27 protein-coding genes and 1 riboswitch are annotated in these 24,958 nt (G+C 56.7%); of the genes, 5 read left to right on the forward strand and 22 right to left on the reverse strand.

The annotated features are described in order from the left end of the window. Nucleotide 1: 1 nt before the first annotated feature. The 8 genes from OS242_RS17305 to OS242_RS17340 form a co-directional block, all read right to left on the reverse strand. The gene (locus tag OS242_RS17305) at nt 2-985 is read right to left on the reverse strand and encodes a magnesium transporter CorA family protein (protein ID WP_267152951.1); all 984 of its coding nucleotides are present in this window, start codon (nt 983-985) and stop codon (nt 2-4) included. A gap of 77 nt (nt 986-1,062) precedes the next feature. Then, nucleotides 1,063-1,443 carry a hypothetical protein gene (locus OS242_RS17310; protein ID WP_267152952.1) on the reverse strand — a complete coding sequence of 127 codons (381 nt, stop codon included), beginning with the start codon at nt 1,441-1,443 and terminating at the stop codon, nt 1,063-1,065. 1 nt (nt 1,444) lies between these two features. Then, nucleotides 1,445-1,867: a Fe-S cluster assembly scaffold protein NifU gene (nifU, locus tag OS242_RS17315; protein WP_267152953.1), complete on the reverse strand. Its 423-nt coding sequence runs from the start codon at nt 1,865-1,867 to the stop codon at nt 1,445-1,447. Between the two features lie 59 nt (nt 1,868-1,926). Beyond that, nucleotides 1,927-3,111, reverse strand: coding sequence for a cysteine desulfurase NifS (nifS, locus tag OS242_RS17320; RefSeq protein ID WP_267152954.1), 1,185 nt, complete (start codon nt 3,109-3,111; stop codon nt 1,927-1,929). Nucleotides 3,112-3,136: 25 nt separating this feature from the next. Next, on the reverse strand, nt 3,137-3,583 hold the full coding sequence (locus OS242_RS17325; protein ID WP_267152955.1) for an RrF2 family transcriptional regulator: 447 nt from the start codon (nt 3,581-3,583) through the stop codon (nt 3,137-3,139). Between the two features lie 237 nt (nt 3,584-3,820). Next, complete coding sequence (locus tag OS242_RS17330; RefSeq protein ID WP_267152956.1) at nt 3,821-4,069, reverse strand: hypothetical protein; 249 nt, start codon at nt 4,067-4,069, stop codon at nt 3,821-3,823. 20 nt (nt 4,070-4,089) lie between these two features. Then, nucleotides 4,090-4,959, reverse strand: coding sequence for a DUF72 domain-containing protein (locus tag OS242_RS17335; RefSeq protein WP_267152957.1), 870 nt, complete (start codon nt 4,957-4,959; stop codon nt 4,090-4,092). A gap of 54 nt (nt 4,960-5,013) precedes the next feature. Further along, complete coding sequence (locus tag OS242_RS17340) at nt 5,014-5,685, reverse strand: DUF2225 domain-containing protein (RefSeq protein ID WP_267152958.1); 672 nt, start codon at nt 5,683-5,685, stop codon at nt 5,014-5,016. A gap of 125 nt (nt 5,686-5,810) precedes the next feature. Here OS242_RS17340 and OS242_RS17345 point away from each other — a divergent pair, with 125 nt between their 5' ends. Continuing rightward, nucleotides 5,811-6,029: a hypothetical protein gene (locus OS242_RS17345; RefSeq protein WP_267152959.1), complete on the forward strand. Its 219-nt coding sequence runs from the start codon at nt 5,811-5,813 to the stop codon at nt 6,027-6,029. A gap of 72 nt (nt 6,030-6,101) precedes the next feature. Here OS242_RS17345 and OS242_RS17350 read toward each other — a convergent pair whose 3' ends face one another. The 3 genes from OS242_RS17350 to OS242_RS17360 form a co-directional block, all read right to left on the reverse strand. Beyond that, nucleotides 6,102-7,412 carry a nucleobase:cation symporter-2 family protein gene (locus OS242_RS17350; RefSeq protein WP_267152960.1) on the reverse strand — a complete coding sequence of 437 codons (1,311 nt, stop codon included), beginning with the start codon at nt 7,410-7,412 and terminating at the stop codon, nt 6,102-6,104. Next, the gene (locus tag OS242_RS17355; protein WP_267152961.1) at nt 7,412-8,020 is read right to left on the reverse strand and encodes a xanthine phosphoribosyltransferase; all 609 of its coding nucleotides are present in this window, start codon (nt 8,018-8,020) and stop codon (nt 7,412-7,414) included. The genes OS242_RS17350 and OS242_RS17355 overlap by 1 nt, the downstream gene beginning before the upstream one ends. Nucleotides 8,021-8,224: 204 nt before the next feature. Then, nucleotides 8,225-8,327, reverse strand: a riboswitch (purine riboswitch). 252 nt (nt 8,328-8,579) lie between these two features. After that, on the reverse strand, nt 8,580-9,257 hold the full coding sequence (locus tag OS242_RS17360) for a sulfite oxidase-like oxidoreductase (RefSeq protein WP_267152962.1): 678 nt from the start codon (nt 9,255-9,257) through the stop codon (nt 8,580-8,582). Between the two features lie 224 nt (nt 9,258-9,481). On the opposite strand from OS242_RS17360, the gene OS242_RS17365 reads away from it, so the two are divergent. Further along, entirely contained in the window at nt 9,482-11,389 is a 1,908-nt protein-coding gene (locus OS242_RS17365) for a metallophosphoesterase family protein (protein ID WP_267152963.1), read from the forward strand. Nucleotides 11,390-11,429: 40 nt separating this feature from the next. Here OS242_RS17365 and OS242_RS17370 read toward each other — a convergent pair whose 3' ends face one another. The 5 genes from OS242_RS17370 to OS242_RS17390 form a co-directional block, all read right to left on the reverse strand. After that, nucleotides 11,430-13,238 (reverse strand): ABC transporter ATP-binding protein, encoded by a 1,809-nt coding sequence (locus tag OS242_RS17370; protein WP_267152964.1) that lies wholly within the window; start codon nt 13,236-13,238, stop codon nt 11,430-11,432. 86 nt (nt 13,239-13,324) lie between these two features. Then, nucleotides 13,325-14,500, reverse strand: a complete 1,176-nt coding sequence (megL, locus tag OS242_RS17375; protein WP_267152965.1) for a methionine gamma-lyase — start codon at nt 14,498-14,500, stop codon at nt 13,325-13,327. A gap of 115 nt (nt 14,501-14,615) precedes the next feature. Further along, nucleotides 14,616-15,104: a hypothetical protein gene (locus OS242_RS17380; RefSeq protein WP_267152966.1), complete on the reverse strand. Its 489-nt coding sequence runs from the start codon at nt 15,102-15,104 to the stop codon at nt 14,616-14,618. Nucleotides 15,105-15,299: 195 nt separating this feature from the next. After that, nucleotides 15,300-15,608 (reverse strand): AzlD domain-containing protein, encoded by a 309-nt coding sequence (locus tag OS242_RS17385; RefSeq protein WP_267152967.1) that lies wholly within the window; start codon nt 15,606-15,608, stop codon nt 15,300-15,302. Then, complete coding sequence (locus tag OS242_RS17390) at nt 15,598-16,389, reverse strand: AzlC family ABC transporter permease (protein ID WP_267152968.1); 792 nt, start codon at nt 16,387-16,389, stop codon at nt 15,598-15,600. The genes OS242_RS17385 and OS242_RS17390 overlap by 11 nt, the downstream gene beginning before the upstream one ends. Nucleotides 16,390-16,498: 109 nt before the next feature. Here OS242_RS17390 and OS242_RS17395 point away from each other — a divergent pair, with 109 nt between their 5' ends. Next, a complete protein-coding gene (locus OS242_RS17395; protein WP_267152969.1) occupies nt 16,499-18,406 on the forward strand; it encodes an ABC-F family ATP-binding cassette domain-containing protein in 1,908 nt (635 codons plus the stop codon). 103 nt (nt 18,407-18,509) lie between these two features. Here the strand turns inward: OS242_RS17395 and OS242_RS17400 are convergent, their stop codons facing one another. The 3 genes from OS242_RS17400 to OS242_RS17410 form a co-directional block, all read right to left on the reverse strand. Beyond that, nucleotides 18,510-18,986: an SRPBCC family protein gene (locus tag OS242_RS17400; RefSeq protein ID WP_267152970.1), complete on the reverse strand. Its 477-nt coding sequence runs from the start codon at nt 18,984-18,986 to the stop codon at nt 18,510-18,512. Next, nucleotides 18,967-19,410 carry a hypothetical protein gene (locus tag OS242_RS17405; protein ID WP_267152971.1) on the reverse strand — a complete coding sequence of 148 codons (444 nt, stop codon included), beginning with the start codon at nt 19,408-19,410 and terminating at the stop codon, nt 18,967-18,969. Before OS242_RS17405 ends, OS242_RS17400 begins: the two co-directional genes overlap by 20 nt. An 83-nt stretch (nt 19,411-19,493) precedes the next feature. Then, complete coding sequence (locus OS242_RS17410) at nt 19,494-19,799, reverse strand: 2Fe-2S iron-sulfur cluster-binding protein (RefSeq protein WP_267152972.1); 306 nt, start codon at nt 19,797-19,799, stop codon at nt 19,494-19,496. 186 nt (nt 19,800-19,985) lie between these two features. On the opposite strand from OS242_RS17410, the gene OS242_RS17415 reads away from it, so the two are divergent. After that, the gene (locus OS242_RS17415; protein ID WP_267152973.1) at nt 19,986-20,972 is read left to right on the forward strand and encodes an alpha/beta hydrolase; all 987 of its coding nucleotides are present in this window, start codon (nt 19,986-19,988) and stop codon (nt 20,970-20,972) included. 31 nt (nt 20,973-21,003) lie between these two features. On the opposite strand, the gene OS242_RS17420 is transcribed toward OS242_RS17415, so the two are convergent. Next, entirely contained in the window at nt 21,004-21,960 is a 957-nt protein-coding gene (locus OS242_RS17420; RefSeq protein WP_267152974.1) for an S-layer homology domain-containing protein, read from the reverse strand. 273 nt (nt 21,961-22,233) lie between these two features. Here OS242_RS17420 and OS242_RS17425 point away from each other — a divergent pair, with 273 nt between their 5' ends. After that, on the forward strand, nt 22,234-22,674 hold the full coding sequence (locus tag OS242_RS17425; RefSeq protein ID WP_267152975.1) for a peptidylprolyl isomerase: 441 nt from the start codon (nt 22,234-22,236) through the stop codon (nt 22,672-22,674). 46 nt (nt 22,675-22,720) lie between these two features. On the opposite strand, the gene OS242_RS17430 is transcribed toward OS242_RS17425, so the two are convergent. Beyond that, entirely contained in the window at nt 22,721-23,614 is an 894-nt protein-coding gene (locus OS242_RS17430; RefSeq protein ID WP_267152976.1) for a hypothetical protein, read from the reverse strand. Between the two features lie 32 nt (nt 23,615-23,646). Continuing rightward, the gene (locus OS242_RS17435) at nt 23,647-24,930 is read right to left on the reverse strand and encodes a restriction endonuclease (protein ID WP_267152977.1); all 1,284 of its coding nucleotides are present in this window, start codon (nt 24,928-24,930) and stop codon (nt 23,647-23,649) included. Nucleotides 24,931-24,958: the final 28 nt, after the last annotated feature.

Raw genomic sequence — 24,958 nt, forward strand, 5'->3', positions numbered from 1 at the left:
GTCAAAACCATCTTTTCTTTTTGAAATAGGTAAACAAGGACAGAGCGACGGTCACCATCACGCCCCACATCACAAAATAACTGTACTTCCATTTGAGTTCCGGCACATACTCAAAGTTGGTCCCGTAGACGCCGGAGAGGAATGTCAACGGCAGGAAGAGGGCGGAAAACAAAGTCAGCGTCTTCATGATCTTGTTCATGTGATCCGACTTGAGCGACATCTGCAGGTCGAAAATCGCCGCCATCCCCTCCCGCAACGAGTCATATCCGCCGACCGCACGGCCGAAAGACTGATCGAGATCTTTCAGATAAAAAGACGTCTCTTCATCGGCGATCCAGTGCAGATCGGGAGCGGCGAGCAGTTGCACGATGTTTTGCTCCTCTTCGGCCACCCGCCGCCAGCGGTGCAGGTGCCGTTTCCAGCGAAACAGGTCTTTGGAGATCTCATTTTCAAACGGGTGCAAAAAGACGCGCTGCTCCAGGTCTTGCACTTCCAGCACGACCCGGTCGACCAGCGACAGATAGGACTCGACCAACGTGTCGAGCAAAAGATAGAGCAGATGACCCGACCCTAGCAAGCGAGGCGACGCATCCTGCAACCGCTGACGAAACGCGGCAAACACCGGCTCATCCGTCTGCTCGGTCAGCGTGACCAGATAGCCCTCGCCGATCAGCACCCCGACCTCCCGCTCCTCCGGGTGGTGCGATTCGTCGAGCACAAAAAAGGTCAGATACACATGATCGCGAAATCTCATATACCTTGGCCGGTCCCCGCCGCCGTCTCCGGCTATCTTGACGGCCAGATCATGGGCTCCGTACACATCTCCCAACACCTGCTGAATCTCCGATTTGGACGGAGCCATCAGATGCACCCACACCATCTCGCCGTCCTGCGGGCGTCTCACCGCCTGCTCCCTCGAGGCCTGGTGATCTTTCTGATCCGACCAGACCCACAATCGTTCTCCCTGCTGCTCGTTCCCACGCAAAAAAATCCCCTCCGTCCGTCGGTGTCTTTGGACACTAGCGTTCGCGAGGGGATCTTTTGCTATGCGTATGACGTGAACTACATCAGGCGCTTTTGGGTAAACAGGAAGTCGGTCAGCGCGTTTTTCAGCTGCTCCAGCTTCTCGTTTTCCTTTTTCAGCCCTTTGTAGAGATGCTTGTTTTTGCCGACGCCGAGCTTTTCCAGTTCGGTGCCTTCTTCCGCCCAACGCTGCGCCTGTCGCTTGAGCTTCGACATCTCGCGTTGGTTTTCGATCACCGAATGCTGCAAAGCGGTATGGATCTGCTGGATCTGGTCGACCGTCAGCTTCACCGTGTACCAGTCGTTGTCGGTCAAATGCTCCTGCTTCGTCAGTTGCAGGTCGACGACGTACGGTTTTTTACCGTCGGGAATCAGCGGGTTGACCCACGCCTCATCCTTCTTGTTTTGATCGTCCGACATCTTACTCTTCGTCCCAGTCCTCGAAGTCATCTTCGTTCAGGCCGAGGTTTTTGCCGGATTTCTTTTGGTAGTCGAGCAGAGCCGCTTTGAGAGCTTCCTCTGCCAGAACGGAGCAGTGCATCTTCACCGGCGGCAGGCCGTCCAGCGCGTCTGCGATAGCACGGTTGGTCAGGTTGAGCGCTTCGTCGATCGACTTGCCCTTGATCATCTCGGTGGACATCGAGGAGGTCGCGATCGCAGCGCCGCAGCCGAAGGTCTTGAAGGTGACGTCTTCGATCACGTTGGTTTCATCGTTGATCTTCAGGTACATCTTCATGATGTCGCCGCATTTCATGTTGCCGACTTCGCCGACGCCGGAAGCGTCTTCGATTTCGCCTACGTTGCGCGGGTTGGTGAAGTGGTCGAGAACTTTATCAGTATACATGGAAGGTATCCCCCTTGTTGTTTGTAAAAATAGGATATGAAACTGTGAAACGGACGGTCTTAGTGGATCGGCAGACCTTTTTGGAAACGTTCCCACACCGGCGACATCGCGCGCAGTTTGTCAACGATCGGCTTCAGCTCGGTGATGACATAGTCGACGTCTTCGTCGGTGGTGGAGTGGCCCAGCGTCATGCGCAGGGAGCCGTGTGCGGTGGTGTGGGTCAGGCCCATCGCCATCAGCACGTGAGACGGATCGAGCGAGCCCGAGGTGCACGCGGAGCCGGAAGAGACCGCCATGCCCTTCATGTCCATCGACAGGATCAGCGCTTCGCCTTCGATGTACTCGATGGAGATGTTCGCGTTGTGCGGCAGACGCTTGGTGCGCGGGCCGTTCAGACGGGTCTCTTCGATGGAGCCGAGCACGCCTTCGATCAGGCGGTCGCGAAGCTTTTCGAGGCGAGCCGACTCAGCCGGCATCTCAGCCACTGCGTGCTCGATCGCCACGCCAAGGCCGACGATGTTTGCCACGTTTTCGGTGCCCGGGCGCAGTTTGCGCTCTTGGCCGCCGCCGTGATACAGCGGCTGGACGCGGACGCCGCGACGCATGTACAGCGCGCCGATGCCCTTCGGACCGTAGATCTTGTGACCGGACAGCGCGAGGAAGTCGCAGTTGATCTCCTTGACGTTGACCGGCACTTTACCGACCGTTTGCACCGCGTCGGTATGGAACAGGATCTTGCGCTCGCGGCAGATCTTGCCGATCTCTTCGACCGGTTGGATCGTGCCGACTTCGTTGTTTGCGTGCATGACCGAGACGAGGATCGTGTCGTCGCGCAGGGCGTTTTGGAACTCTTCGACCGAGACCGCGCCTTCGCCGTCAACCGACAGATAGGTGACTTCAAAGCCCTCTTTCTCCAGCGACTTGAAGGCGTCCAGCACCGCGTGATGCTCGACCACGGTGGTGATCAGGTGCTTACCTTTTTTCTGGTTGGCGCGTGCGCCGCCGATGATCGCGATGTTGTCCGCTTCGGTGCCGGAGCCGGTGAAGATGATCTCTTTGGGATCAGCGCCGATCGCTTGAGCGACCTTTTCGCGAGCTTCTTCGATCAACTTGCGAGCCGGGCGGCCGAACGAGTGGATCGAGGACGGGTTGCCAAACACTTCGGAATGGACTTGCATCATCGCTTCAATAACTTCTTTACGAACCGGCGTGGTCGCGCCGTGATCGAGGTATACTCTACGCATGTAGGGGGTCATCTCCTTCAACAGTTCAACTTTCTGCATGTAAGGTTAATTTGCTGCTGCCCGTGATAATATCGTGCAACGTGATGTCGTCGAGCACGGCAACCATCGTATCTCGTAGTTTCTCCCAGACAACTTTCGTCTTGCAGTTGTCTGTCTTTGAACAGCAAGCCTCCGGGGTATCCTCCTGCGAATGCAGGCATTCGACCGGAGCGATCTCGCCTTCCAAGGCTTTGACCACCTGGCCGACGTTGATCTGTTCGGGCGGATGTCCGAGCTTATAGCCTCCGCGGGCGCCGCGTACACTGGTCACCAGTCCGGCCCTGCGCAAGTCGACGATGATCTGCTCCAAATATTGTTCCGGGATCTCTTCAGCCGCTGCGATTACCTTGATCGGGATCGGCCCATCGGACGCCTTTTGAGCGAGATAGGTGATCGCCATCAACCCGTAATGACCGCGTGAAGACAGTTTCATGTGTACGCACCTCCTTCCGGGACAGATCTCCGATTGAAATTGGCATTTCTAATCTTGACTGTGTGAGTCAGGATTATGTGCCGAAAAAGGATCAGGATCGTTTTTTCTAATCCTGATCTCTTAGGTCAACTTTATTATAGTCATGACGATTCCCGTCTGTCAACCTTAGCCAAACCATTTTTTCCATTTGTCAAGAGTCGTTGAGAAACTTTCTCAATCTTTTCTCAAGACGGGAGTTCAGTCCTTTTTCGGACGGTTGTCGATGATCACCGGCGCGGCCACCGCCGATTGATTGGGGCGGTTTTCGTACTTCATCAGTTTTTCCACCGCCGGTGCTGCGACGATCTCGATCTCCTTTTGGATCTTCTGGGCCAGGTCAAAGCGGCCCTGACTTTCGAGATACCTGCCGACCTCCCACAGGTCGTTGTAGCGCTCCATCTCCTCGCGGGTAAACAGCCCGCGCACCTGCACGCTCATCGGTCTCATCTCTGCATCTCCCTTTCTCGTTAGAAAAGCTCCATCTGATCGGTCGGCAGCGGCGCACGCACGACCGGCTGACCGAGCAGTTCCATCATGTCAAAGGCGTTTTGTATCGCATAGTTGGAAAAGTTGTTGTTCATCAACACTTGCACGCGGGCCGCCTTCTGCCGGACCTCCTGAATCTCCGGCAGCAGAGCGGCCAGTTCCTCGCGGCTGTATTTGTAGCGAAACCGCTCGCCGGCGTGCTTCGCGTCCTTGATGTACCACGTGTCTTCATTGCGCCCGTGCAGGCGCAGGATCGCAAGTCGCGGGTCGGTCACTTCCACGATGCGCGGGATGCTGGCCTCGCCGAGCTGCGGCTCGTCGACGATCACGTTGACGATCTCTTCCCGCTGCAACAGAGCAACGGTGCGCTCGATCACGTTGTCATCCTCAAACCACGAGCGATGGCGAAACTCCACCGCCACCGTCAGATCGGAGAAAAACTCGCGGGCGCGGCGCAGATACTGCACATTGTCCCACGTCAGCGTGAACCACGGCGGCATCTGAAACAGCAACGCCGACAGTTTGCCGCTCTCGACCATCGGCCGGATGGCCTGGCGAAACGCGGGAAAGAACTCCATTCGCTCTTCGGGCGACAGACTGCGCTCATGTCCGGTCATGCCCTTGAACACTTTCATATTGAAGGAAAAGTCTTTGGGCGTCTCTGCAGCCCACCGCTCCACGTACTGCGGATTGGGGATCGCGTAAAAGCTGGAATCCACCTCGACGAGCGGAAAATAGTTGGCGTAATACATCAGCCGCTCGCTTGGCTTGACCTTTTTCGGATAAAAATCCTCATGGTCGCCCCAAGCGCACGTACCGCACAGAACTTCTGCCGCTGCTGCCTGTTGCACGATATCCAGCACCTCCTATGTATACGATCATCATACAAAAAGAAAGCACGCCGCTCAACCCGAACGGCGATGCTCCTCTGCTGACAACGCCCACTGCTCGCGGGCTTTGCGGACAAATTTGGGTGAGGCGTTTTTGTCGGCGACCACGCGGTTGTAGTAGCGCACCGCCTCATTGCGCTCTCCGAGCCGACGGTACATCTCGCCGATCAGGAACGGCAGACGGCCGCTGTCTTCAATCGAGCTGTCCGTCTCATACGCGTGGACATAAAACTCGATGGCCTCGCGCAAAAAGCGCTCTTCCTCCGCTCGGTGACCTGTCTCCCGGTACAGCCATGCCGCCTGCAGGCACAGTCCCCCGACTGTGCGCGACGGCTCCTCGACATATTGTGCGCAAAAGATCGCCAGTTTGGCTGCGACCAAAGCCTCTTGCACCGAACGGCCGCCGGTCAGGTCGTGCCCTCCCCAGCGGGACGCCACCTCCTCCTGATAGAGGTGTTTGCGGCGTTTGGTGAGCTTGGGCTCCGTCTTGTCGAGGAAGGAGTACCCGCATCCCGGACAGACGTTGATCAGGTAGTGATTGGGATTCGGACCCTCATATGTCGTATAGAAATCGCTGTCGACCGTCGAGATCTTGATCGCTTTCGACAGGACTTTTTTCGTTTTATAGTCTGTTTCACACATTGGACACCGGACTTTTTTCTCATAGAAGATATCAGTCAAGAACATGATGTCTCATCCCCGCTCCCCAAATACCAGTACTTTACTCATACTCATATCATTGCATGAAGCGGCGATTTCGACAATATACTGTTTTCGTTGACGAATCAGATGCAGGGGGAGCGATATAACGGATGATGTTGAAACCGCAAGTACAGGAGCACATTCAACACCGGGTGCATGAGGCGATGCTGCAACGCCAATCCTTGACGATTGTCGTGGAAGAGACAGACGGTGAGCATCAAGTCGAAGGCCGCGTCGTCGGCTATCGGCCGGACTCAGACAGTGTGCAGATCACGAACGTATGGGGACGTTTCCTGATCCCGATCCAAAGCATCTTGCGCGTCCTGTAAGCGGAACAGAGAACAAAAAACAGAGAGAACAAACGAAGAAGTGGCACGCCGGCGAGGGCGTACCACTTTTTTTTATTTGACCGTTGCCGTCTTGGCAGACGTCGCCGCCGACCGCTCCGCTTTCGCAGCCGGGCGGTGGTTGAGAAACAGGTTGAGCGTGACGGCGGTGACAGTGCCGGTGACGATGCCGCTTTGCAGGAACATCTTCGCCACCGTCGGCAGTTGGTCGAACATCTGCGGCACGACCGCCGAGCCGAGGCCGACCGCGATGGAGCAGGCGGCGACGAGCAGATTTTCATTTTTCTTGAAGTCCGCTTCGGAGAGGATGTGGATGCCGTACGCGACGACCATGCCGAACATCGCGACCATCGCGCCGCCTAGCACCGGATTGGGAATCACGGTGGTCACCGCCGCGAGCTTAGGCAAAAGTCCCAGCACGACGAGGATCACACCGCCGACGACGACCACGTTGCGCGTTTTCACGCGGGTCATCGAGACGAGACCGACATTTTGCGAATAGGCGGTGTACGGGAAGGCGTTGAACACCCCGCCGAGCATCGTCGCGATCCCTTCCGCGCGCAGACCTTTGACGATGTCCTCCTCCTGCACGTCCTGACCGACCACTTTGCCGAGGGCAAAATAGACGCCGGTCGACTCGACCATCGAGATCACGCAGACGATGATCATCGTCAGGATCGCCGTGAGGGAAAACTGCGGAGTGCCAAAGTAGAACGGCTGCGCGATGCTGACCCAGGACGCGTCATGGACAGCGGCAAAATTGACCATGCCCATGAAGTAAGCGGCGACCGTGCCGGCGACCAGACCGAGCAAGACGGAGACGGAGCGGATAAATCCGGTGAAGAAACGGTTGATGAGCAGGATCAACAGCAGCGTGCCCAGCGCGAGCAGCAGATTGCGCGGCTGACCGAAGTCGGGAGAGCCTTGACCGCCTGCCGCGTTGTTCATCGCGACCGGGATCAAGGACAGGCCGATGATCGTCACGACCGAGCCGGTGACCACCGTCGGGAAGAAGCGCAGCAGCTTGCCAAACAGGGGGGCGGCCAGCAGGACGAACAGACCGGCGACGATGATCGAGCCGTAGACGGTCGCCAGATTGGTCGACGAGGCGATGGCGATGATCGGGCCGACCGCCGTGAACGTGCAGCCGAGCACGACCGGCATCTTGATGCCGACATAGCGGGTGCCGAGCACCTGCAGCAGCGTCGCGATGCCGCAGAAGAACAGATCGGCGGCGATCAGGTAAGCCATCTGAGCCGGGGTCAGATGCAGGGCCGCCCCGATGATCAGCGGCACGACGACCGCGCCCGCGTACATCGCCAGCACATGTTGCAAACCGAGAGCAAACGTCTTTTGCGGGGTCATTACACCAACGCCTCCTCATTTTCCGTGAGAGTCTCTTCAATAAATGTCACGCCCGTCTCCGGAGACATCGACCGGATGCGAGCCAGCGAATGAATCTCGACACCGGCCGCTTCCAACTTGGCGCGTCCGTCTTGGAAGCTCTTCTCGACGACAGCCCCGACGCCGACCAGCGTCGCGCCTGCCTGACGCACGATCTCAACCAGCCCGAGCAGCGCGTCGCCCGTGGCGAGGAAATCGTCGACGATCAGCACGCGGTCCTCCGCGTTCAGGTAGCGTTTGGACACACTCACTTGGAACGACTCCTGCCGCGTGAAGGAGAACACCTCCGTCGTGTAGAGGTCCTCGGTGAGCGTCACCGCTTTTTTCTTTTTCGCGTAAAGAAACGGCACTCCGAGCGTGAAGGCGGTCGCCATCGCAAAATGAATCCCGCTCGCCTCAATCGTCAGCACCTTCGTCACGCCGGCCGACTCCGCTTTTTGAGCAAACGCTTTGCCGATCTCCATCGTCAACATCGGATCGACCTGATGATTCAAAAACGTATCGACTTTCAACACCGTCTCGGTCAACACCTGACCGTCTTGGCGAATGCGGTCTTGCAACAGTTTCATCTCGCTCATCTCCTTTGTCTGATTCGACCGGGGTAAAACAAAAAAAGCCCAGATCGACAGATTTATCCTCGCAGCGAAAACTCGCAACAAAGTGAAACCTGTCCATCTGGGCTTTTCTCCCTCTGGTGTCACGCACAGCACAACGCCATGCGCTCGCGCCGCTCGGACCAGCTCTCTTTTTGACAATGGCAAAAGAGACGGAACCCTAGACGCGCTTCCACTCGTAGTCAGACAATTTACGGTCGTCTGGTAGAGACTTGTGGGCCATATCCCCACGAATTATACGAGCTGTTCAGTTGTGTAAGATAACGCCCTAAATCTATCATATTATTCGACAGAGAACAACCCTCACATTCTTGGAATTCGTGATATACTAGAGATCGATTCTGCATAAAGGAGTTGGACAGTACCAATGAAACCGACCACCATCAAAGTCATCTCCATCATCCTCTCGCTGGCCATGATTGTGACCTTGCTCCCGCTGGCGTTTTCGATTTTTTAAAATAGAAGGCAAGAACCCCGTCGCCGAAGCGACGGGGTTCTTTTTTTACGATTCAAATTACTTCCCTTGCTCTTCCTGCTTTTTCTTCTCATGCAGGCGGATGCGTTTGGCCACGCGTTCGTAGTACTCGTCCGTGTTTTTCTCGCCGGAGTGCCATTCCGGGTCGTCGCGGTATCGTTGCTCCAGCCACGGGTCGGCGTAGAGATGATAGCCGCGCTCTTCCCAAAATCCGGGCTTGTCCTCCGCCACGAACTCGATGCCGCGCACCCATTTCGCGCTCTTCCAGAAATAGAGTTGCGGCACGACGAGGCGCAGCGGCCAGCCGTGGTTTGGAGTCAGCGGTTCGCCGTCGTGCGTGTGGGCAAACAGCACGTCGTCCATCAGGAGGTCGGTCAGAGGCAGATTGGTCGTCCAGCCTTCCTCCGCATGGATCACGACAAATTTGGCTTCCGGCGACACGTTGACCAGCGCCATCACGTCGCGGAACGACACGCCGTCCCACGTGTTGTCGAGGCGCGACCACGTCGTGACACAGTGAATATCCGACTTCGAACGGTACGCCGGGAGCGCGTTAAACTCGTCCCAGTTCAACACCTTCTCCTCGTCGACTAGACCGAAAATGCGGAAATTCCAGGTGTTCAGGTCGATGCGCGGCACCGTGCCGGCGTGCAGCACCGGCCATTTCTCCGTCAGATACTGCCCCGGCGGGACGCGATCTTTCACTTCTTCGTTCATCTGTCCAGTCACCCTTTGCAGCAGTCGTTGTAGGTTCATCATGCCTCTAGACTAGCACGATGATGCAAACATTTCCACTTTCGCTCAGAGTCTTCCCGACTCTCCCATCTGCCACGTTGCAGAACGCGTTGACAATATTATGAAAATCAAGATATTCTGCATCTGACAGCGACTGTTTGGCAAAAAGAATCAAAAAATCAAACCATCCAAAAGGAGGCGCCCCCATGAAACTGCCGCTGTTGCTCGCGGGACCGATCATTCGCCGCGCCGATTACCGCCGCATCTGCATCTGGGTGGCCGTCCGCCAGGCAGGCACCGTCCGCGCCGACCTGTTTCACGCCGACACCGGTAAAAAAATCGGCTCCGGCCGCACCGCCACGCTCCCGCTCGGCGACCGCCTGCACATCGCCCTCGTGCCGATCACCCCGGAGGACGGCGACACCTTTCCACGCGATGTTCTGCTTACCTACGAAGTCCTCCACAACGGCAAAAGCATCGTGCGCGATCATCCGGATCTCACCTACGACGGTCTCGCGCTGCCTTCCCTCTTCCTCCCCGGCGACCGGCCGCCGCTCCAGATCCTGCACGGTTCCTGCCGCAAACTGCACGGTGAAGGCGAAGACTGCCTCGCCGCAGCCGACACCTTGATCGCCCGCCATCCGCGCGATCTCAAGCGGCGGCCGAGCGTCCTGTTTCTCAGCGGCGACCAGATCTACGCCGACGACGTCGCAGGCCCGCTGATGCCGCGCCTGACCGCCCTCGCCCGCCAACTGACCGGGTGGCACGAACCGCTGCCCGGCCTCGACACCCCGCCGTCCTTCCTGCCGATCTACGGGCGGGACGCGGCGACGGGGCTCGCCGGATTTACCTCCTCTCACCCGAGCAATCACCTGCTCACCTTTGGTGAATACGCCGCCCTCTACCTGCTCGCGTGGAACGGCGAGCTGTGGCCGGACGAATGGCCTGCCAGCGAAAAGGTGATCCCGCTCCTTCCGGACGGCGGTCACCGCATCGCCCTCCAGAAAAAATACGACAAAGAACTCGCCCATCTCCAACGCACACGCGCCGCTCTCCCCGCGATACGGCGGGCACTGGCCAACATCCCGACCTACATGACGTTCGACGACCACGAGATCACCGACGACTGGAACATCACCGCCCTGTGGCACGACCGCGTCTCCCGCTCCCCGCTCGGCCGCCGGGTGATCGCCAACGCCCTCGCCGCCTACTGGGCGTTCCAAGGCTACGGCAACGACCCCGACCGCTTTCAGGCACCGTACGCCGACCTCCTCCCGACCTATTTCACCGCCAAAAGGAGCGCCGACCACGACCTGCAAGCCCGCTTCGAACAGACTTTTTGGAGCCGCGCTTCCTTTAGCTATCACGCTCCGACCCGACCTGTCGCCTTCGTGCTCGACACCCGCAGCACGCGCCGGTACGACAGCCCGGAAGGCCCGTCCCGACTGCTCGGCGACCCGGACGCGCACCTCGCTGATCTGGCGGCACGCGCCGGTTACCGACGCGGCGATCCGCTGCTCCTGATCTCGCCGACTCCGATCTGCGGCTACGAGCCGGTCGAGCGGCTCCAGTCGCTGATCGCCCCGCTGATCGGCCCGCACCGCCTCGACGACGAAGCGTGGCGATCCAACCTGAACGGCTACCTCGACCTGCTGCTCGCCCTCTCCCGGCAGCTCGCCCCTCGCTGGACGGCCGTCTTGTCGGGCGACGTGCACTATGCGTTCAACCTCGACTATACGTTTCACGGCCCGGACGCTCTGCCGCCGCTGCACCTGCTCCAACTGACCGGGGGAGCCTTGAAAAACACCGGCTTCAAGCCCCGCTTCCTCGCCGGGACCAGCACCGCCTTCTCCCTGTTCAACGACGGCACCGAGCGGTCGAGCATCCGCTTCCAGACCGATCTCCCCGACGCCGCATGGACCTTGCCGACCAGATGGACGGAGACCAAGACCCTTCTCCCCCTCGACGGCCCGACCACCTCACCGCTCATCGGCGACAACACCCTCGGCTGGATCACCCTCGAACGAGGTCATCGCCGCCTCATCCACCGCCTCCTGCTCCGCACCGAGGACGGCGATCAAATGGCGACGGCGCGATTTGAATTGCCAAAATAAAAAGGTGTACCCTCCCCCCTGGACGGTACACCTTTTTCCTTTATTCTCTTGCTTCTCCCGCAAACTGCTGCCGGTACAACCCGGCATACACCCCGCCTTGCTCCAGCAACTCCGCATGTTTGCCGCTTTCCACGAGGCGACCGTCTTCGATGACGAGGATCTGATCGGCCGCCAAAATGGTCGACAGCCGATGCGCGATCACCAGCGACGTGCGCGATTTCATCAATTCCTCCAGCGCCTTTTGAATATACGCCTCCGAGTGTGAGTCAAGAGCGGACGTCGCCTCATCGAGGATCAGTATTTTTGGTGACTTAACTATTACCCGGGCAATAGCTAACCTCTGCTTCTCCCCGCCCGACAGTTTGTGCCCCCGTTCACCGACCACCGTGTCATAGCCCTCGGGCAGCGACGAGATGAAATCGTGAAGATATGCCGCCTTTGCCGCCGCCACGATCTCCTCGTCGGTCGCGTCCGGTTTGCCGTAGCGCAGGTTGTCGCGGATCGACGCGTGAAACAGGAACGTCTCCTGCGTCACCATGCCGACCTGCTCCCCGAGTGACCGGAGCCGAAGATCGCGCAGGTCATGTCCGTCGAGCAGCACGCGCCCCTCCGTGGGATCGTACAGGCGGGGGATCAGGTTGGAGATCGTCGTCTTGCCCGCCCCGCTCGGTCCGACCAGCGCGACGAGCTGTCCGGGCTGGATCACAAAGTTCAGATCGCGCAGCACCGCCCGATCCTCCCCGTAGCGGAACGACACCCCCTCAAACTCGATCCGCCCCTTCACCTCGCCGAGTGCCTTCGCATCCGGCCGTTCCTCGATCTCCACCGGCATGTCCAGATACTCAAACAGCCGCTCAAACAACGCCACCGACCCGTAAAGATTTACCTGCAGATTGGCGAGCGACGCCACCGGCCCGTACAAGCGACCGAGAAACGCCGTAAACGCGATCACCGTCCCGAGCGTGACCCCTTCGTCGATCACCAGATGACCGCCGTACCAGTAGAGGATCGCCGGTCCCGCCGTCGAGACGATCGTGATAAACATAAAGAACCACCGCCCGATCATGCTCTGCCGGATCTGCAGCCGCATCAACTCGCGGGACATCTTTTGAAATTTGTCCTGCTCCTCCTCCTGACGCACAAACGCCTTGACCAGCAACGCCCCGGAGACGGACAGCGTCTCCTGCATCATCGAGGACAGCTCGCCGACTTTCGCCTGCGATTCCTTTTTCACCTGATAGTTCAGCCGGCCCACCCGCCTCGTAGGCAAGATAAACAGCGGCAACATCACCAGCGACAACAACGCCAGCCGCCAGTCCAGCACAAACATCGTCACCAGCGTCGTCGACGCGATCAACAGATTGTTGATCGACGACGCGAACGTATCGGTCACCACCGACTGCAGACCGTTCACATCGTTGTTGACCCGCGACATGATATCGCCCGTTTTCGTCGAGGTGAAAAAGCGGATCGACATCCTGTGCAGATGCCGGTACAGCTCCGTGCGAATGTCGTACATCACGCTCTGCCCGATGTGCGAATTCAGATACGTCTGCCCCACCCCGACCAGCCCTTGCAAGATCGCCGCCGCCAGCATGCCCAGCACGAGCAAATTCAACAGCCCCGTGCGACCTTCCGGGATCGCCGTGTCGACCACCCACTTGATCAGCAGCGGTTGGAGCAGCCCGAGCCCTGCTGCCGTCAGGATACAGACGATGACCAGCGCAGCCCATTTCAGATAAGGACGAAAATAGCCCAAGATCCGTAGCAGCGACTCTCGTTTCATCTCCGGCTTCGGCTTCCCGTTCTGCCCCCAATCATACGTCGTGTGCATTCTCATCCCGCTCATTCCTCTCACTCCACCCCGTCTCTCTTCCTGTATCCTCCATTATAACAAAAACACCACCCCGTCGACGGAGTGGTGTGTCCCTTCCTTTATATCTCGGCCAACGCCTGCTCCAGATCGGCGATGATATCCTGGGCAGCCTCGAGGCCCACCGATATCCGGATCAGCCCATCGGAGATCCCCATCTCCTCGCGGCGAACTTCCGGCGGCACGACCGAATGCGTCATCGAGGCCGGGTGCTGGATCAGCGTCGTCGCCTCTCCGAGCGACACCGCCAACTGGGCGAGCCGCACGCTGTTCAGCACCTTCCGTCCCGCTTCCAGCGTCGCCACTTCAAACGAGATCACGCCACCTGGCCCGCGCATCTGCCGCTCGGCCAACTCCTTCTGCGGAAAATCAGCCAGCCCTGGATAATCCACACGAGTCACCTTTTCATGACCCGCCAAATACTCGGCCACCTTCATCGCATTCGCACAATGCCGCTCCATCCGCACCGGTAAAGTCTTGAGCCCGCGCAGGATCAGCCATGCCTCCATCGGAGCCATCACCGCGCCAATGTCTTTCAGCGTCGACATCCGAACCTCATCGAGGAACGCCTTGCGTCCCACGGCGACCCCGGCGATCAGATCGCCGTGTCCGCCGAGATACTTCGTGGCGCTGTGCACGACCACATCCGCACCGAGCAATAGCGGCTGCTGCAACGCCGGCGAAAGAAACGTATTGTCGACCACCAGTTGCGCCCCGTGCGCGTGCGCGATCTCTGAAACCGCTTTCAAATCAACCAACTTCAAAGTCGGATTGATCGGCGTCTCCACATACACCACCTTTGTCTCCGGACGCATCGCGGCCGCCACTTTCGCTGGGTCGGACATATCGATCAGCGAGAAATCGACTTTAAATTTCTGCTTCAACATCGCCAGCAGCCCGTACGTACACCCGTACAGCCCCTCCGAGCAAAGAATATGGTCGCCCGACTCTACCATCGCGATCAGCACCGCCGAGATCGCGCCCATCCCCGAGCCAAACGCCAGACCTGCCTCGCCCTGCTCCAGATCGGCGACCGCCTGCTCCAACACCGCCACCGTCGGATTGCCCAGCCGCGAGTAGATCATCCCGTCCTCAAGGCCCGCAAACCTCGCCTCACCCGCCTCCGCCGTCGGAAACACAAACGTCGACGACAGATACAACGGCGGCGTCAGCGACCCGTGCACCTCTCGCTTCGGCTCCATCCAATGAATACTTCGTGTGTCAAACTCTCGCTCCATCTCGTCAATCCCCTTTTTTCTTAAGAGTATTCATGTTCTATATTGAATTGTACCATACAAATAAGGCGTCTCCTCAACAGGAGACGCCTTTTTTCGATTAAATTATTAATTAGGTTTATACACGTACTGTAAACGCACCGCCGCGAGCCGAACCCTCTTCCTCGATGCGGACCAACGAGTTGAACTTGCGTGCCAAGCCGCGCAGCAACCCGAGGTTAAATTTGGACGGATAAGGAGTGTCACAAATGACTTTGAACGTTTTCAGGTCTTCCTGCTGGACCTTGTATTCACCGATGTTGCCGTTGCGATGGTTCATTTTATACGCGATGTCCAAGGACAGCAACGCCTTTTCGAACGAATTGATCTCCGGCGGGAACTGCGCGTTTTTCGGCGCATACTTGCCGATCTCCACGAGCACGTTCGGGCCAACGCTCTTGGCCAACTCCTCCGTCACCGCAAGGACGACCTCCAGATCGTACCATTTGCCCGGATCGATATCGGAAATCCCCTTCTCGGCGAGCAGTGCTTTGACCCGGTTCTGGAAAACACCGCAACCTTCCACAATATTCTGAACACTAGAACCATGCGCTTCAATTTTCGCCATTGTGAACAACCTCCTCAAAGACGATTGCAGTTTTTCCAAGCTTTTCTTGTACAAACAATACCAAAGCTTCCATGAATATGTCAATCATAAATTTAATATATTTGACTCAGTTTAGAAGAGTGCAAGGAAAGTAAAATACTTCTTAACGAATCATAGAAAGTAAAAAACTGCCGAGCTTTTACCCGGCAGTCACATTTATACCACATGCATCACAACGACCAGTCCCAAACTCACGCCAAAACTCAGGAAGAAATTTTTCGTCACCCGCATCAAAAGCAGGCACAGCGCACAGGCCGACAGTGCCAGCCAGTCGAACACAAGCTCGCCGTCCTTTTGAAACAGCGACGTAAAGATCAGCGCCGCAAAGATGCCGACCGGAATGTACTGCAACCCGCTGCGCACCCGCGGGGACAGCGCATCCGCCTTCATCCGCAGCAGTGCCCGACGCGTCAGATACGTCACCGCCATCATCGCCGCAAACAGCAACAGGATCTCAACGCTCATCCCCGCTCGCCTCCTTCTCTCCGGACAGGTCGGACGCATCGCCCGCCTGCGCCTTCGACTGCTCGTTCGACCGCTCCGGCAGCAGATAGCCGACCGCAAACGCCGCCACCCCGGCTGCCAGCAGATGCAGCCCGTTCGGCAACACCCCGGCCAGCCACACCGCCAACGCCCCGCAGACGACAAACGTCAGGATGCGCAGCCACGAATAGAGCTGGTAGTACGCCAGCGCGAGGAACATCAAGGTAAAGCTCATGCCCAGCCCCAGCGCCTGCGGATCGGGAATCCACTTGCCCGCCGCCGTGCCGAGCACCGTCCCGACATTCCAACATCCGTACAGCATCAGCCCGACGGCTGCGATATACCCTTTATTTGGTGCATGCTCCCGAAACCGGTTGAGCATGATCGCATACGACTCATCGATCAAGAAAAACGCCATCCCGCTCGTAAAGCGACCGGAAAAAGACTTGTAATAGGGAGACATCGACAATCCGATCAAAAAGTGCCGTGAATTGATAAAAAACGTCGCCAACACGATCGCCCAAAACCCCGCATCCCCCGACAGCATCGACAACGCCGCAAACTGGGCCGCTCCCGCATAGACGATCAGCGACATCGCGAGGCTCTCCCACGCCGTGAGACCGGCCTGCAGCGACAACATCCCGTAGATCGCGCCAAACAACAAAACGCTCATCGCAATCGGCGCCGCATCCAAGACCCCTTGCCGCCACTCCGATCCCGACGGGAGCGACCGCGCCATCCGACCGTCGACTCGCCCTTCCATGCTTCTCAACTCCTTTACAGATGTACCATGATTCGCGCTTGCCGGGGTGAATTCCTCCCGTTCTAATGTTACACTGTATGAAAACGCGATATAGAAAAGGTTGATATACATGAATCTGGTATCTGTCATTTCCCTCACCAAAACGTATGGGGAGAAAGTCCTCTTCCAAGACCTCACCTTCGGCATCGACCAAGGCGACCGCATCGGTCTGATCGGCGTCAACGGCACCGGCAAATCAACCCTGCTCAAAACGATCGCCGGCGTCGACCACGCCGACTCCGGCCAGATCGTCACCGCAAACGGCATCTCCATCGAGTACCTCCCGCAAAACCCGGTGTTCGACGACTCGCTCACCGTCCTCCAGTCGGTCTTCCAAGGCGGCTCGCCGCTGCTGCGACTCCTCGGCGAGTACGAGCAACTGATGAGCGACCTCGAAGCCCGTCCGACAGACGAAGCCCTGCAAGCCCGCCTCGTCAAACTCTCCCAAGAGATGGACGCAGGCAACGCCTGGGAGCTGGAAGCCAACGCAAAAATGATCCTCAACCGCCTTGGCATCACCGACTACTCCGCCATCGTCGGCCACCTCTCCGGCGGCCAGCGCAAACGGGTCGCGATGGCCCGCGCCCTGATCCGCCCGTCCGACCTGCTGATCCTCGACGAGCCGACCAACCACATCGACAACGAAACGGTCGAATGGCTGGAGAGCTATCTGGCGAAAAGCAAATCGGCGTTGCTCCTGATCACCCACGACCGCTATTTTCTCGACCGCGTCGTCAACCGGATCATCGAGCTCGACAAAGGCAAGCTCTACAACTACGCGGGCAACTACGCCACGTTCCTCGAACACAAAGCGGCCCGTGAAGAGCAAGCCCTCGCCAGCGAAGACAAGCGACAAAACCTGCTGCGCCGCGAGTTGGCGTGGCTCCACCGCGGAGCCAAAGCCCGCACGACCAAGCAGAAAGCCCGCGTCGAGTTTGCCGAAAACCTGCGCGATCAAAAAGTGGAGAAAGCGGCCGCCAAAATGGACATCGCCATCGGCTCCCAACGCCTTGGCAACAAAGTGTTTGAGCTGGAGCACATCTCCAAATCGTACGGCGACCGCACCTTGATCCGCGACTTCTCCTACCTGATCGGCCCGCGTGACCGGATCGGCATCATCGGCAAAAACGGCTCCGGCAAATCGACCCTGATGGACATCATCGCCGGCAAGATCACGCCCGACAGCGGCACCGTCGGCACCGGCACCACCGTCAAGGTCGCCTACTACACGCAGGAGAGCATCGAGATGAACGACGAGCAGCGCGTCATCGAGTACATCCGCGACGCCGCTCACTACATCAAGACCCTCGACGGCGAGACGATCTCGGCCGGTCAGATGCTGGAGCGATTCCTCTTTCCGCCGCACCAGCAGTGGACGCCGATCTCCAAGCTCTCCGGCGGTGAAAAGCGCCGTCTCTATCTGCTGCGCACCCTGATGAGCGAGCCGAACGTCCTGCTCCTCGACGAGCCGACCAACGACCTCGACATCCAGACGCTGACAATCCTCGAAGACTATCTCGACCACTTCGACGGCACCGTCGTCACCATCTCCCATGACCGCTACTTCCTCGACCGCGTCGTCGACAGGCTGATTTGCTTCGAAGGCAACGCTGTCATCCGCCCCTACCTCGGCATGTACTCCGAGTATCAAGCGGAGCGGGAAGAGCACGTCCCGGAAAAAGTGGTCAAACCGGTAAAAGACGAGCCCAAACCGGCGGACGACGCCCCCGCGAAAAAGCTCAAATTTACCTACAAAGAACAAAAAGAGTATGAGACCATCGATGCCCGCATCGCCGGCCTCGAAGACCAGATCGCCGCCGTCCAAACGGAGCTCGCCAAAGGCGGCACCGACTACACCCACCTCCAAGGGCTCACCGCAGAAGAACAACGTCTGCAAGCCGAACTGGAAGCGGCCGTCGAACGCTGGGCCGAACTCAACGAAATGGCCGAAGAGATCGCGAGAAACAAAGGGAACTAAACGAAGTACGCATGCAAATGCAAAACCACCATTGAAACATCCCCAATACACAGAAGAAGACCAGGCCCTCGCACACAGCCTGGTCTTTTTCATGCGCTTGTTTTCACTCAACCCCTGCTTGCCGCTTCACTTCCGCCTCCACGAGCCGTTTCAGCTTTCCGAGCGAGCGGCGGGTCACCGCGTACATCACCGGCGTCATCAGCCAGCTGTCGAACAGCACATGCAGCGGCCGCTTCAGCTCAAACCGAAACGCCGACCGGACCACCGTCCGCTCCTGCCCGTCCCGGATGTACGTCCACGATCCGCTGCCCGACGCCACCGGCACGCCGTGCGCCTGCACGAGCCGCACCACCGTCTGCCGATACGGGTTGACCGTCAGATACTCCATGTCGAAGCGATACGGCAGCAGCATCCTCCCCGCCACCGTAAACGTCGCCCCTTTCATCGGCACGCCGTCCTTTGTGAAGCGACCGCGCGTCACGCGAAAATCCCACTCGCCGCGTCGCGTCGGGTCCTGCATCACCGCCCAGACCCGCTCCACCGGCGCGTCGATCTCCACCTCACAGACGACCCGCGCCATCGCGATCCACCGGCACCTTTTTCTCCAAGGCCTCCACCAGCACATCCGGGTCCGGGAACCCCTGCAACGACAGAAAATACGGCTCGTCCACATTTTTGCGCTCGATCATCAGCCCTTCCGCCCCGCCGCGCGCCTTCGCCCGGTACGAGACCGACAGACCCGCGTACGGCATCTGCACATCATCCAGCCAGACCCGCTCCACTGTCAGCCCCTTGTCCCCGACCACGATCCCGCGGATCAGCAGATAGTTGCGGAACACCAGCACCATCGCGATCACATAAAACACGATCGCCACCACCATCTTGATCTGCACATCCCGCATCGCAAACTGTTCCTTGTCAATCGTAAAGATATACCCCAGCAACGCCGCGACGAGCAGCAAACTCCAGATCGCGCCCTTCCACGGCAACCGTTCAAATCTCATCTCCCATACCTCCCTGAAAAATAGAAGAAAAACCGCTCCTACCAGAGCGGCATCCCTTCATCTGCTATGTACATATCCCGTGACTAGTCGCGAGCCGGGTGCTGCACTTCCAGATCACCGTTGCACTCGACTTGGCAACCGAGGCGATGACCGTCGTCTAGGCGGAACAGCAGATAGTCGATCTCGTCTTCAGACGGCTCGTTGAGGAACTCCTCGCCCTGCAGGACCTTGACCGAGCACTGGCCGCACTCTGCGCTCGCACAGCCCCACTCCATCTCGATGTGACGCTTTTTGCATTCTTCGAGCAGGTTGGCACCTTTGGCGACCTCGATGGTGACCGTCTCGTTTGTCTCTTCTAAGTGAATGGTAACTTTTACCGTATCAGCCATTGGAAAAACCTCACTTTGCAATAGAAATCATGGTACACAACGAACAGTTTACCACGATCCCCGACAGAATACACGAAACACCGCTTACAGAAAAGCCATTTTCTTTTTGCTAAAGAGGTTTTCCCCTGAAAAAAACCGAAATACATATACAATATACGTCAAATTCAGACAAAAAGGATGAACCACATGAGCAACCTGTCCTTCCACGTCAAACCGCTCTCCTTCCGCCGCCGCAAACGCCGGCCGTACCTGCGGATCGCCCTGATCCTGCTCGCACTCATCGCTCTCATCATCCCGTCCGTCTCCGGCTACGTCGCGTGGAGCCTGACCCACCCGGACAAAAAACCGCTGGCCGCCACACCGGACAGCGTCGGCCTCACCTATCAAGACATCGAATTTGCATCGGCGGACGGCACCCTCCTGCGCGGCTGGTTCCTCCCCGCCACAGGCAGCGCGGCTACCAACGACCGCCTGATCGTGCTCGCCCACGGCTACCGGGGCAACCGCCTCTCCGACAAACCGTCGCTCCCGACCGCCAAAGCGCTCGTCGAGAACGGATACGCCGTCCTGATGTTCGACTTCCGCAACTCCGGCCTCTCCGACGGCACCCTGACCACCGTAGGCCTCTTGGAAAAAGACGACCTCCTCGCCGCCGTCCGCTATGCGGAAGGGCAAGGCTACGGCTCACAAGGCATCGGACTCCTCGGCTTCTCGATGGGCGCCGCCACGTCGCTCCTGGCCGCCGCAGACGCGCCGCAAGTGAAGGCACTGGCGGTCGACAGCCCGTTCTCCGATCTCAAGAGCTACCTGCAGGAAAACCTCCCGCACTGGTCGCACCTGCCCGAGTTCCCATTCACCCCGGTCATCCTGCGCGCCATCCCGCTCCTGATCGGCCACGACACCGGAGAAGTCTCCCCCATCCAAGCCGTCGACCGCCTCAAAGACCGCCCGATCCTCTTCATCCACGGCGGCAACGACCAAGCGATTGCCAAGCACCACAGCGACAAAGTGGTGGAAGCGCTGGCAAGGTCGAAGGAAGAGATCTGGAGCGTACCTGCTGCCGGGCATGTGGGGACGTATGAGTTGGAACCGGTGGCGTATGTGGAGAAAGTAGTTTCGTTCTTTAAGGTGCATCTGGGAAGCCAGCAAGAAGAAGGCACACCGTCGTTGTAACGGTGTGCCTTGTCCTTTTCCTATGGGTCGATCAGTCGATCACATACACATTCATCTGCTTCCGTCCAAACTGGATCGCCGCATCGTAGCTGTTCTTAAACAGATCCACCCTTGCAGACTTGATCGCCCCTCCCGTGTCGCCCGCGATGCCGTAGCCGTAGCCGGGGATGTAGAGGTGCGACCCGAGCGAGATCTGCGTCGGGTCGACGGCGACCATGCCTTCGCGCACCGTCATCCCGATGTAGGTCAGCGCCCCGCTGTGCGTGTACGCGGTGGCTTCGACGGGCTTGTGGTTCATGTACGGCAGCGTACTGCCGCTGCGGCTGCTGACCGCAACGCGCTGCGTGCCCTGCGGTCGGTTGACCACCGAGCGGTTCAGCAGGGCGGCCACGTCCGCGCGGGTCGCCGTATCCTTCGGGTTGAGCTCCCCCCCGGTCGTGCCGCGCACGATGCCCTGCTGGGCCGCGTACGCCATCGACTTCACCGCCCACGACGAGATCTGCCCCCGGTCCACATACGGTTTGATCGCCGTGCTGTACGCGCTGTAGCTCATCCGCCGTGCCGTCTCCGACTCGCGGCCGAGCGCACTGACCGTCATCTTGACCATCTCTTCACGGGTCAGTTGTTTTTGTGGAGCAAAAGAGCCTGCGCTCACTCCGCTCGTGACCCCCAGCCGATAGGATAGTTCCACATAAGGCGTGTACCATTCTCCCCGCGGGGTGTCGCGAAATACACCTTCAAACGTACCCGGCAACGGGATGCCCTTCGCCTGTACCAGCAACTTCGCATACTCCGCGCGCGTCACCGGCTTGTTCGGACGAAACGTGCCGTCCCCGTACCCTGTAATGATCCCTTTGTTCGCCAGTGCCAGGATGTCCTGCTTGGCAAACGTATTGTCGATATCCGTAAACGTAGCGGCCTCTGCATTGTTCGTCGCCAACAGCAACCCAATCACCGCTGCAGGCAGACTCAAATTCATCTTCTTCATCTTCTCCTCCTGCTTTGTGACTCTCAAATTCTCTTGCCCATGCCACAACAAAATTCGTAGATTACCAGTCTTTTGTGTCGTCTGGGGAAGAAAATTTTCCGGTGACAAATCATGGTGCCTTTTTGTCGGATGATGTCGAGAGTAAAGGATTTCGCCTTGTCAGAGAGGAGTCCCTGCTGAAATTGGCTTGCCGCATTTTGGGAGGAGGGAGTTTTCGTGTATAATGGAGAAGAGTTTGTCCCAGTTTGTACCTAAGAAAGGTGATGACTACATATGAAAAAAGCAATCATTGAACTCGAAAAAGGCGGCACCATGGAATTCGAACTGTTCGACACCCACGCACCGGGCACCGTTGAGAACTTCGAGAAGCTCGCAAACGACGGCTTCTACAACGGCCTGGCCTTCCACCGCGTCATCCCGGGCTTCGTCGCTCAAGGCGGCTGCCCGCACGGCACCGGCACCGGCGGCCCGGGCTACACCATCAAGTGCGAAGTCGTAGACAACCCGAACCAACACAAGCGCGGCGCCCTCTCGATGGCACACGCTGGCCGCAACACCGGCGGTTCCCAGTTCTTCATCGTCCACGACCGCAAAACCACCGCTCACCTCGACGGCAACCACACCGTCTTCGGTCAGATCCTCTCCGGCGAAGAGTTCATCGACTCGATCGGCCAAGGGGACAAGATGAAGGAAGTTAAGGTAGTAGAGGCTTAAAAAGATGGAAAAAGGTGCTCTACCCAATGGGTAGAGCACCTTTTTCCTAATTGTACATCACAGTCGATAAAGGCTTCATTTCGGCAATCTTCGTAAAATATATCCCATCATGCTTCTTTTTTATCTCAATTACCTTAGCAAATTCGAACTTATTCAACTCGTTCATTAGTTGCTTCATTGTCAGGCCTCGCTGTGTTTTCAAAACATGTTTATGAAGATTTATAACTCTAATTGGCACCCCAATCTCCGATTGCCATATAAAACGACCAATACATTGCTCTACTTTTCCTTCCAGGTGTATCCTCGAGATTCTCTCAATGTTACTTACTTCCTCGTTAATAGTTTCTGATAAATTCTTTATTATTTCTGACAAAGTATTATTATCAACTCCACTAAACCTTTTTTTCTTCATTTCCTCGACCAATTTCTCCGGGTCTAGAATGTCTTTAATTTGCCCAAATACCTTATTCGGATCTGAACTTCCTTGATCCATAAGACTACTAACTTCTCTAATTTTTTCATCAACCGCGTGATCTCTTCGAATACCAATTAATGACACGACGATACCTAAGCCCAACAACAAAGTAACATCATTTGCTAACGATAGAAAACTCTTATTCGTTATAATTGTGTATAGATACGGAATTACTATTATTGAACAAACAGCGAAAAATTGAAAAGTAGACATCGCCCAAAAATATAGTTTGCCTGAATCAAAACCTAACTTTGTCAATTTCTTCACCTTTAGTTTTTGACTCCTATCATAGTTATAGTACCAAAAATCAGCTAAGGTGAAGAAACATGCAGAGAGCGAGAAACCAAACTGTGATACGGGATCAAGTGTAGTAACACCAAAAGCTCGGCACATCCCAATGAGTATCAAACAAAAACCGACATATTTAGTAATTGAGTCACTCTTAAATATATCTCTAAAAGACATGTATTTACTCCTCTCCACAAGACGAAATTAGGTTATAAATATAACACTTCTTCAGGCCGACGCGCTTGAACCATAGAATCATACTCAAAATCCAAGCTTTTCAAGAATTCCTTAATATCCAGAAACCCTCGCTCATGGGCCATCTTCATAACCTCTTGTGCTAACCGCAAACCATTTACAAGCAAGAGTGGGTAACCATCTTCAATAACTTCACGTTGCACAGGTTGGGAGAAAAAACTAGTCGTTACGTAAACACCGATCCAGCCCCTTTTGAGGCGTGCAACAGTTCTGGCAATATCTTTTCCATTCGTCGGAGAATCGAACTTTTCACATTTTGCTTGTCCGAGGACAATTAATTTTACACGATTGAAGTCACTTCCAACATCAAGCCGACCAACGAAATCCGCTCCTCCATCCCCAGAAGATGGAGTAACCCAACCCTCTACGTATTGTCCGGTTGACTTTCCTAATATGGCACCTGCAACTTTTGCTGCCAATGCTTCAAAACGAGATCGTTTCTGGTAATAAGCGTATATCTGATCCAATACAATTCTTTCTCTAGTCCCTACCAGTGGCCGTTGTTCATCTGGTTTCAAAGTCATTAATTTGGAAACACGTCTTCTAAGGCGTTCCCTGACTCCGGAGCCACTTCTGATCCATATCTTCCATGATTCTGGTGCGTATACCAATGACTCTTCCAATGTAAGTGATGAATCACGTCTCTTTGATATCCAATCCCAATTGAATTTTTCGTTCTCTTCCACAATACTTAGCACAGTGAAATCAAATACGTAATTAGAAAAAGTACGACCTAACCGTGAATCATATTGAACGACCTTCTCAGCACGCTCCATGACCCCAAAACCTTTGAATTGTACGTTCCCTTTTACCCTACCATCTACTTTAACCCGCTCAAAGAAAAGGATCGGCACTGAATTCTTCCGAATTTTAGGGTCTGGCGAATTATGTATCTCAAATTGTTCCAAAAGGATTCGATTACCTTGTGATTCTTCTGGTCTTACTTCTGGTCGTTTGTTATCTCCAAAATAACGGATATGTCCATTATCAACATCGAAAAAATCCTGCCAGGGTGTCTCATGAGTTCCAATTTTGTTAGGACTGCTTGAGATTAGGATCGCCGCACGCCGTTCCCCTTCAGAGGTTCGAATACTTCCAATAGGATTAATACCTGACTCTAACAATGGTAACTTGCAATTAGGCGTATAAGTTTCGTGAAAGAAGTTTACAAGACCATCCTTTATTTCAGGGTCAGGGGAATACGGGCGTGAATAACGAAAAATTTGTCCAATATACAATCGATCACCTTCTTATAAACAATGAGGA

Origin of the sequence: Tumebacillus lacus (assembly GCF_026410385.1) — a bacterium.
GTDB lineage: Bacteria > Bacillota > Bacilli > Tumebacillales > Tumebacillaceae > Tumebacillus > Tumebacillus lacus.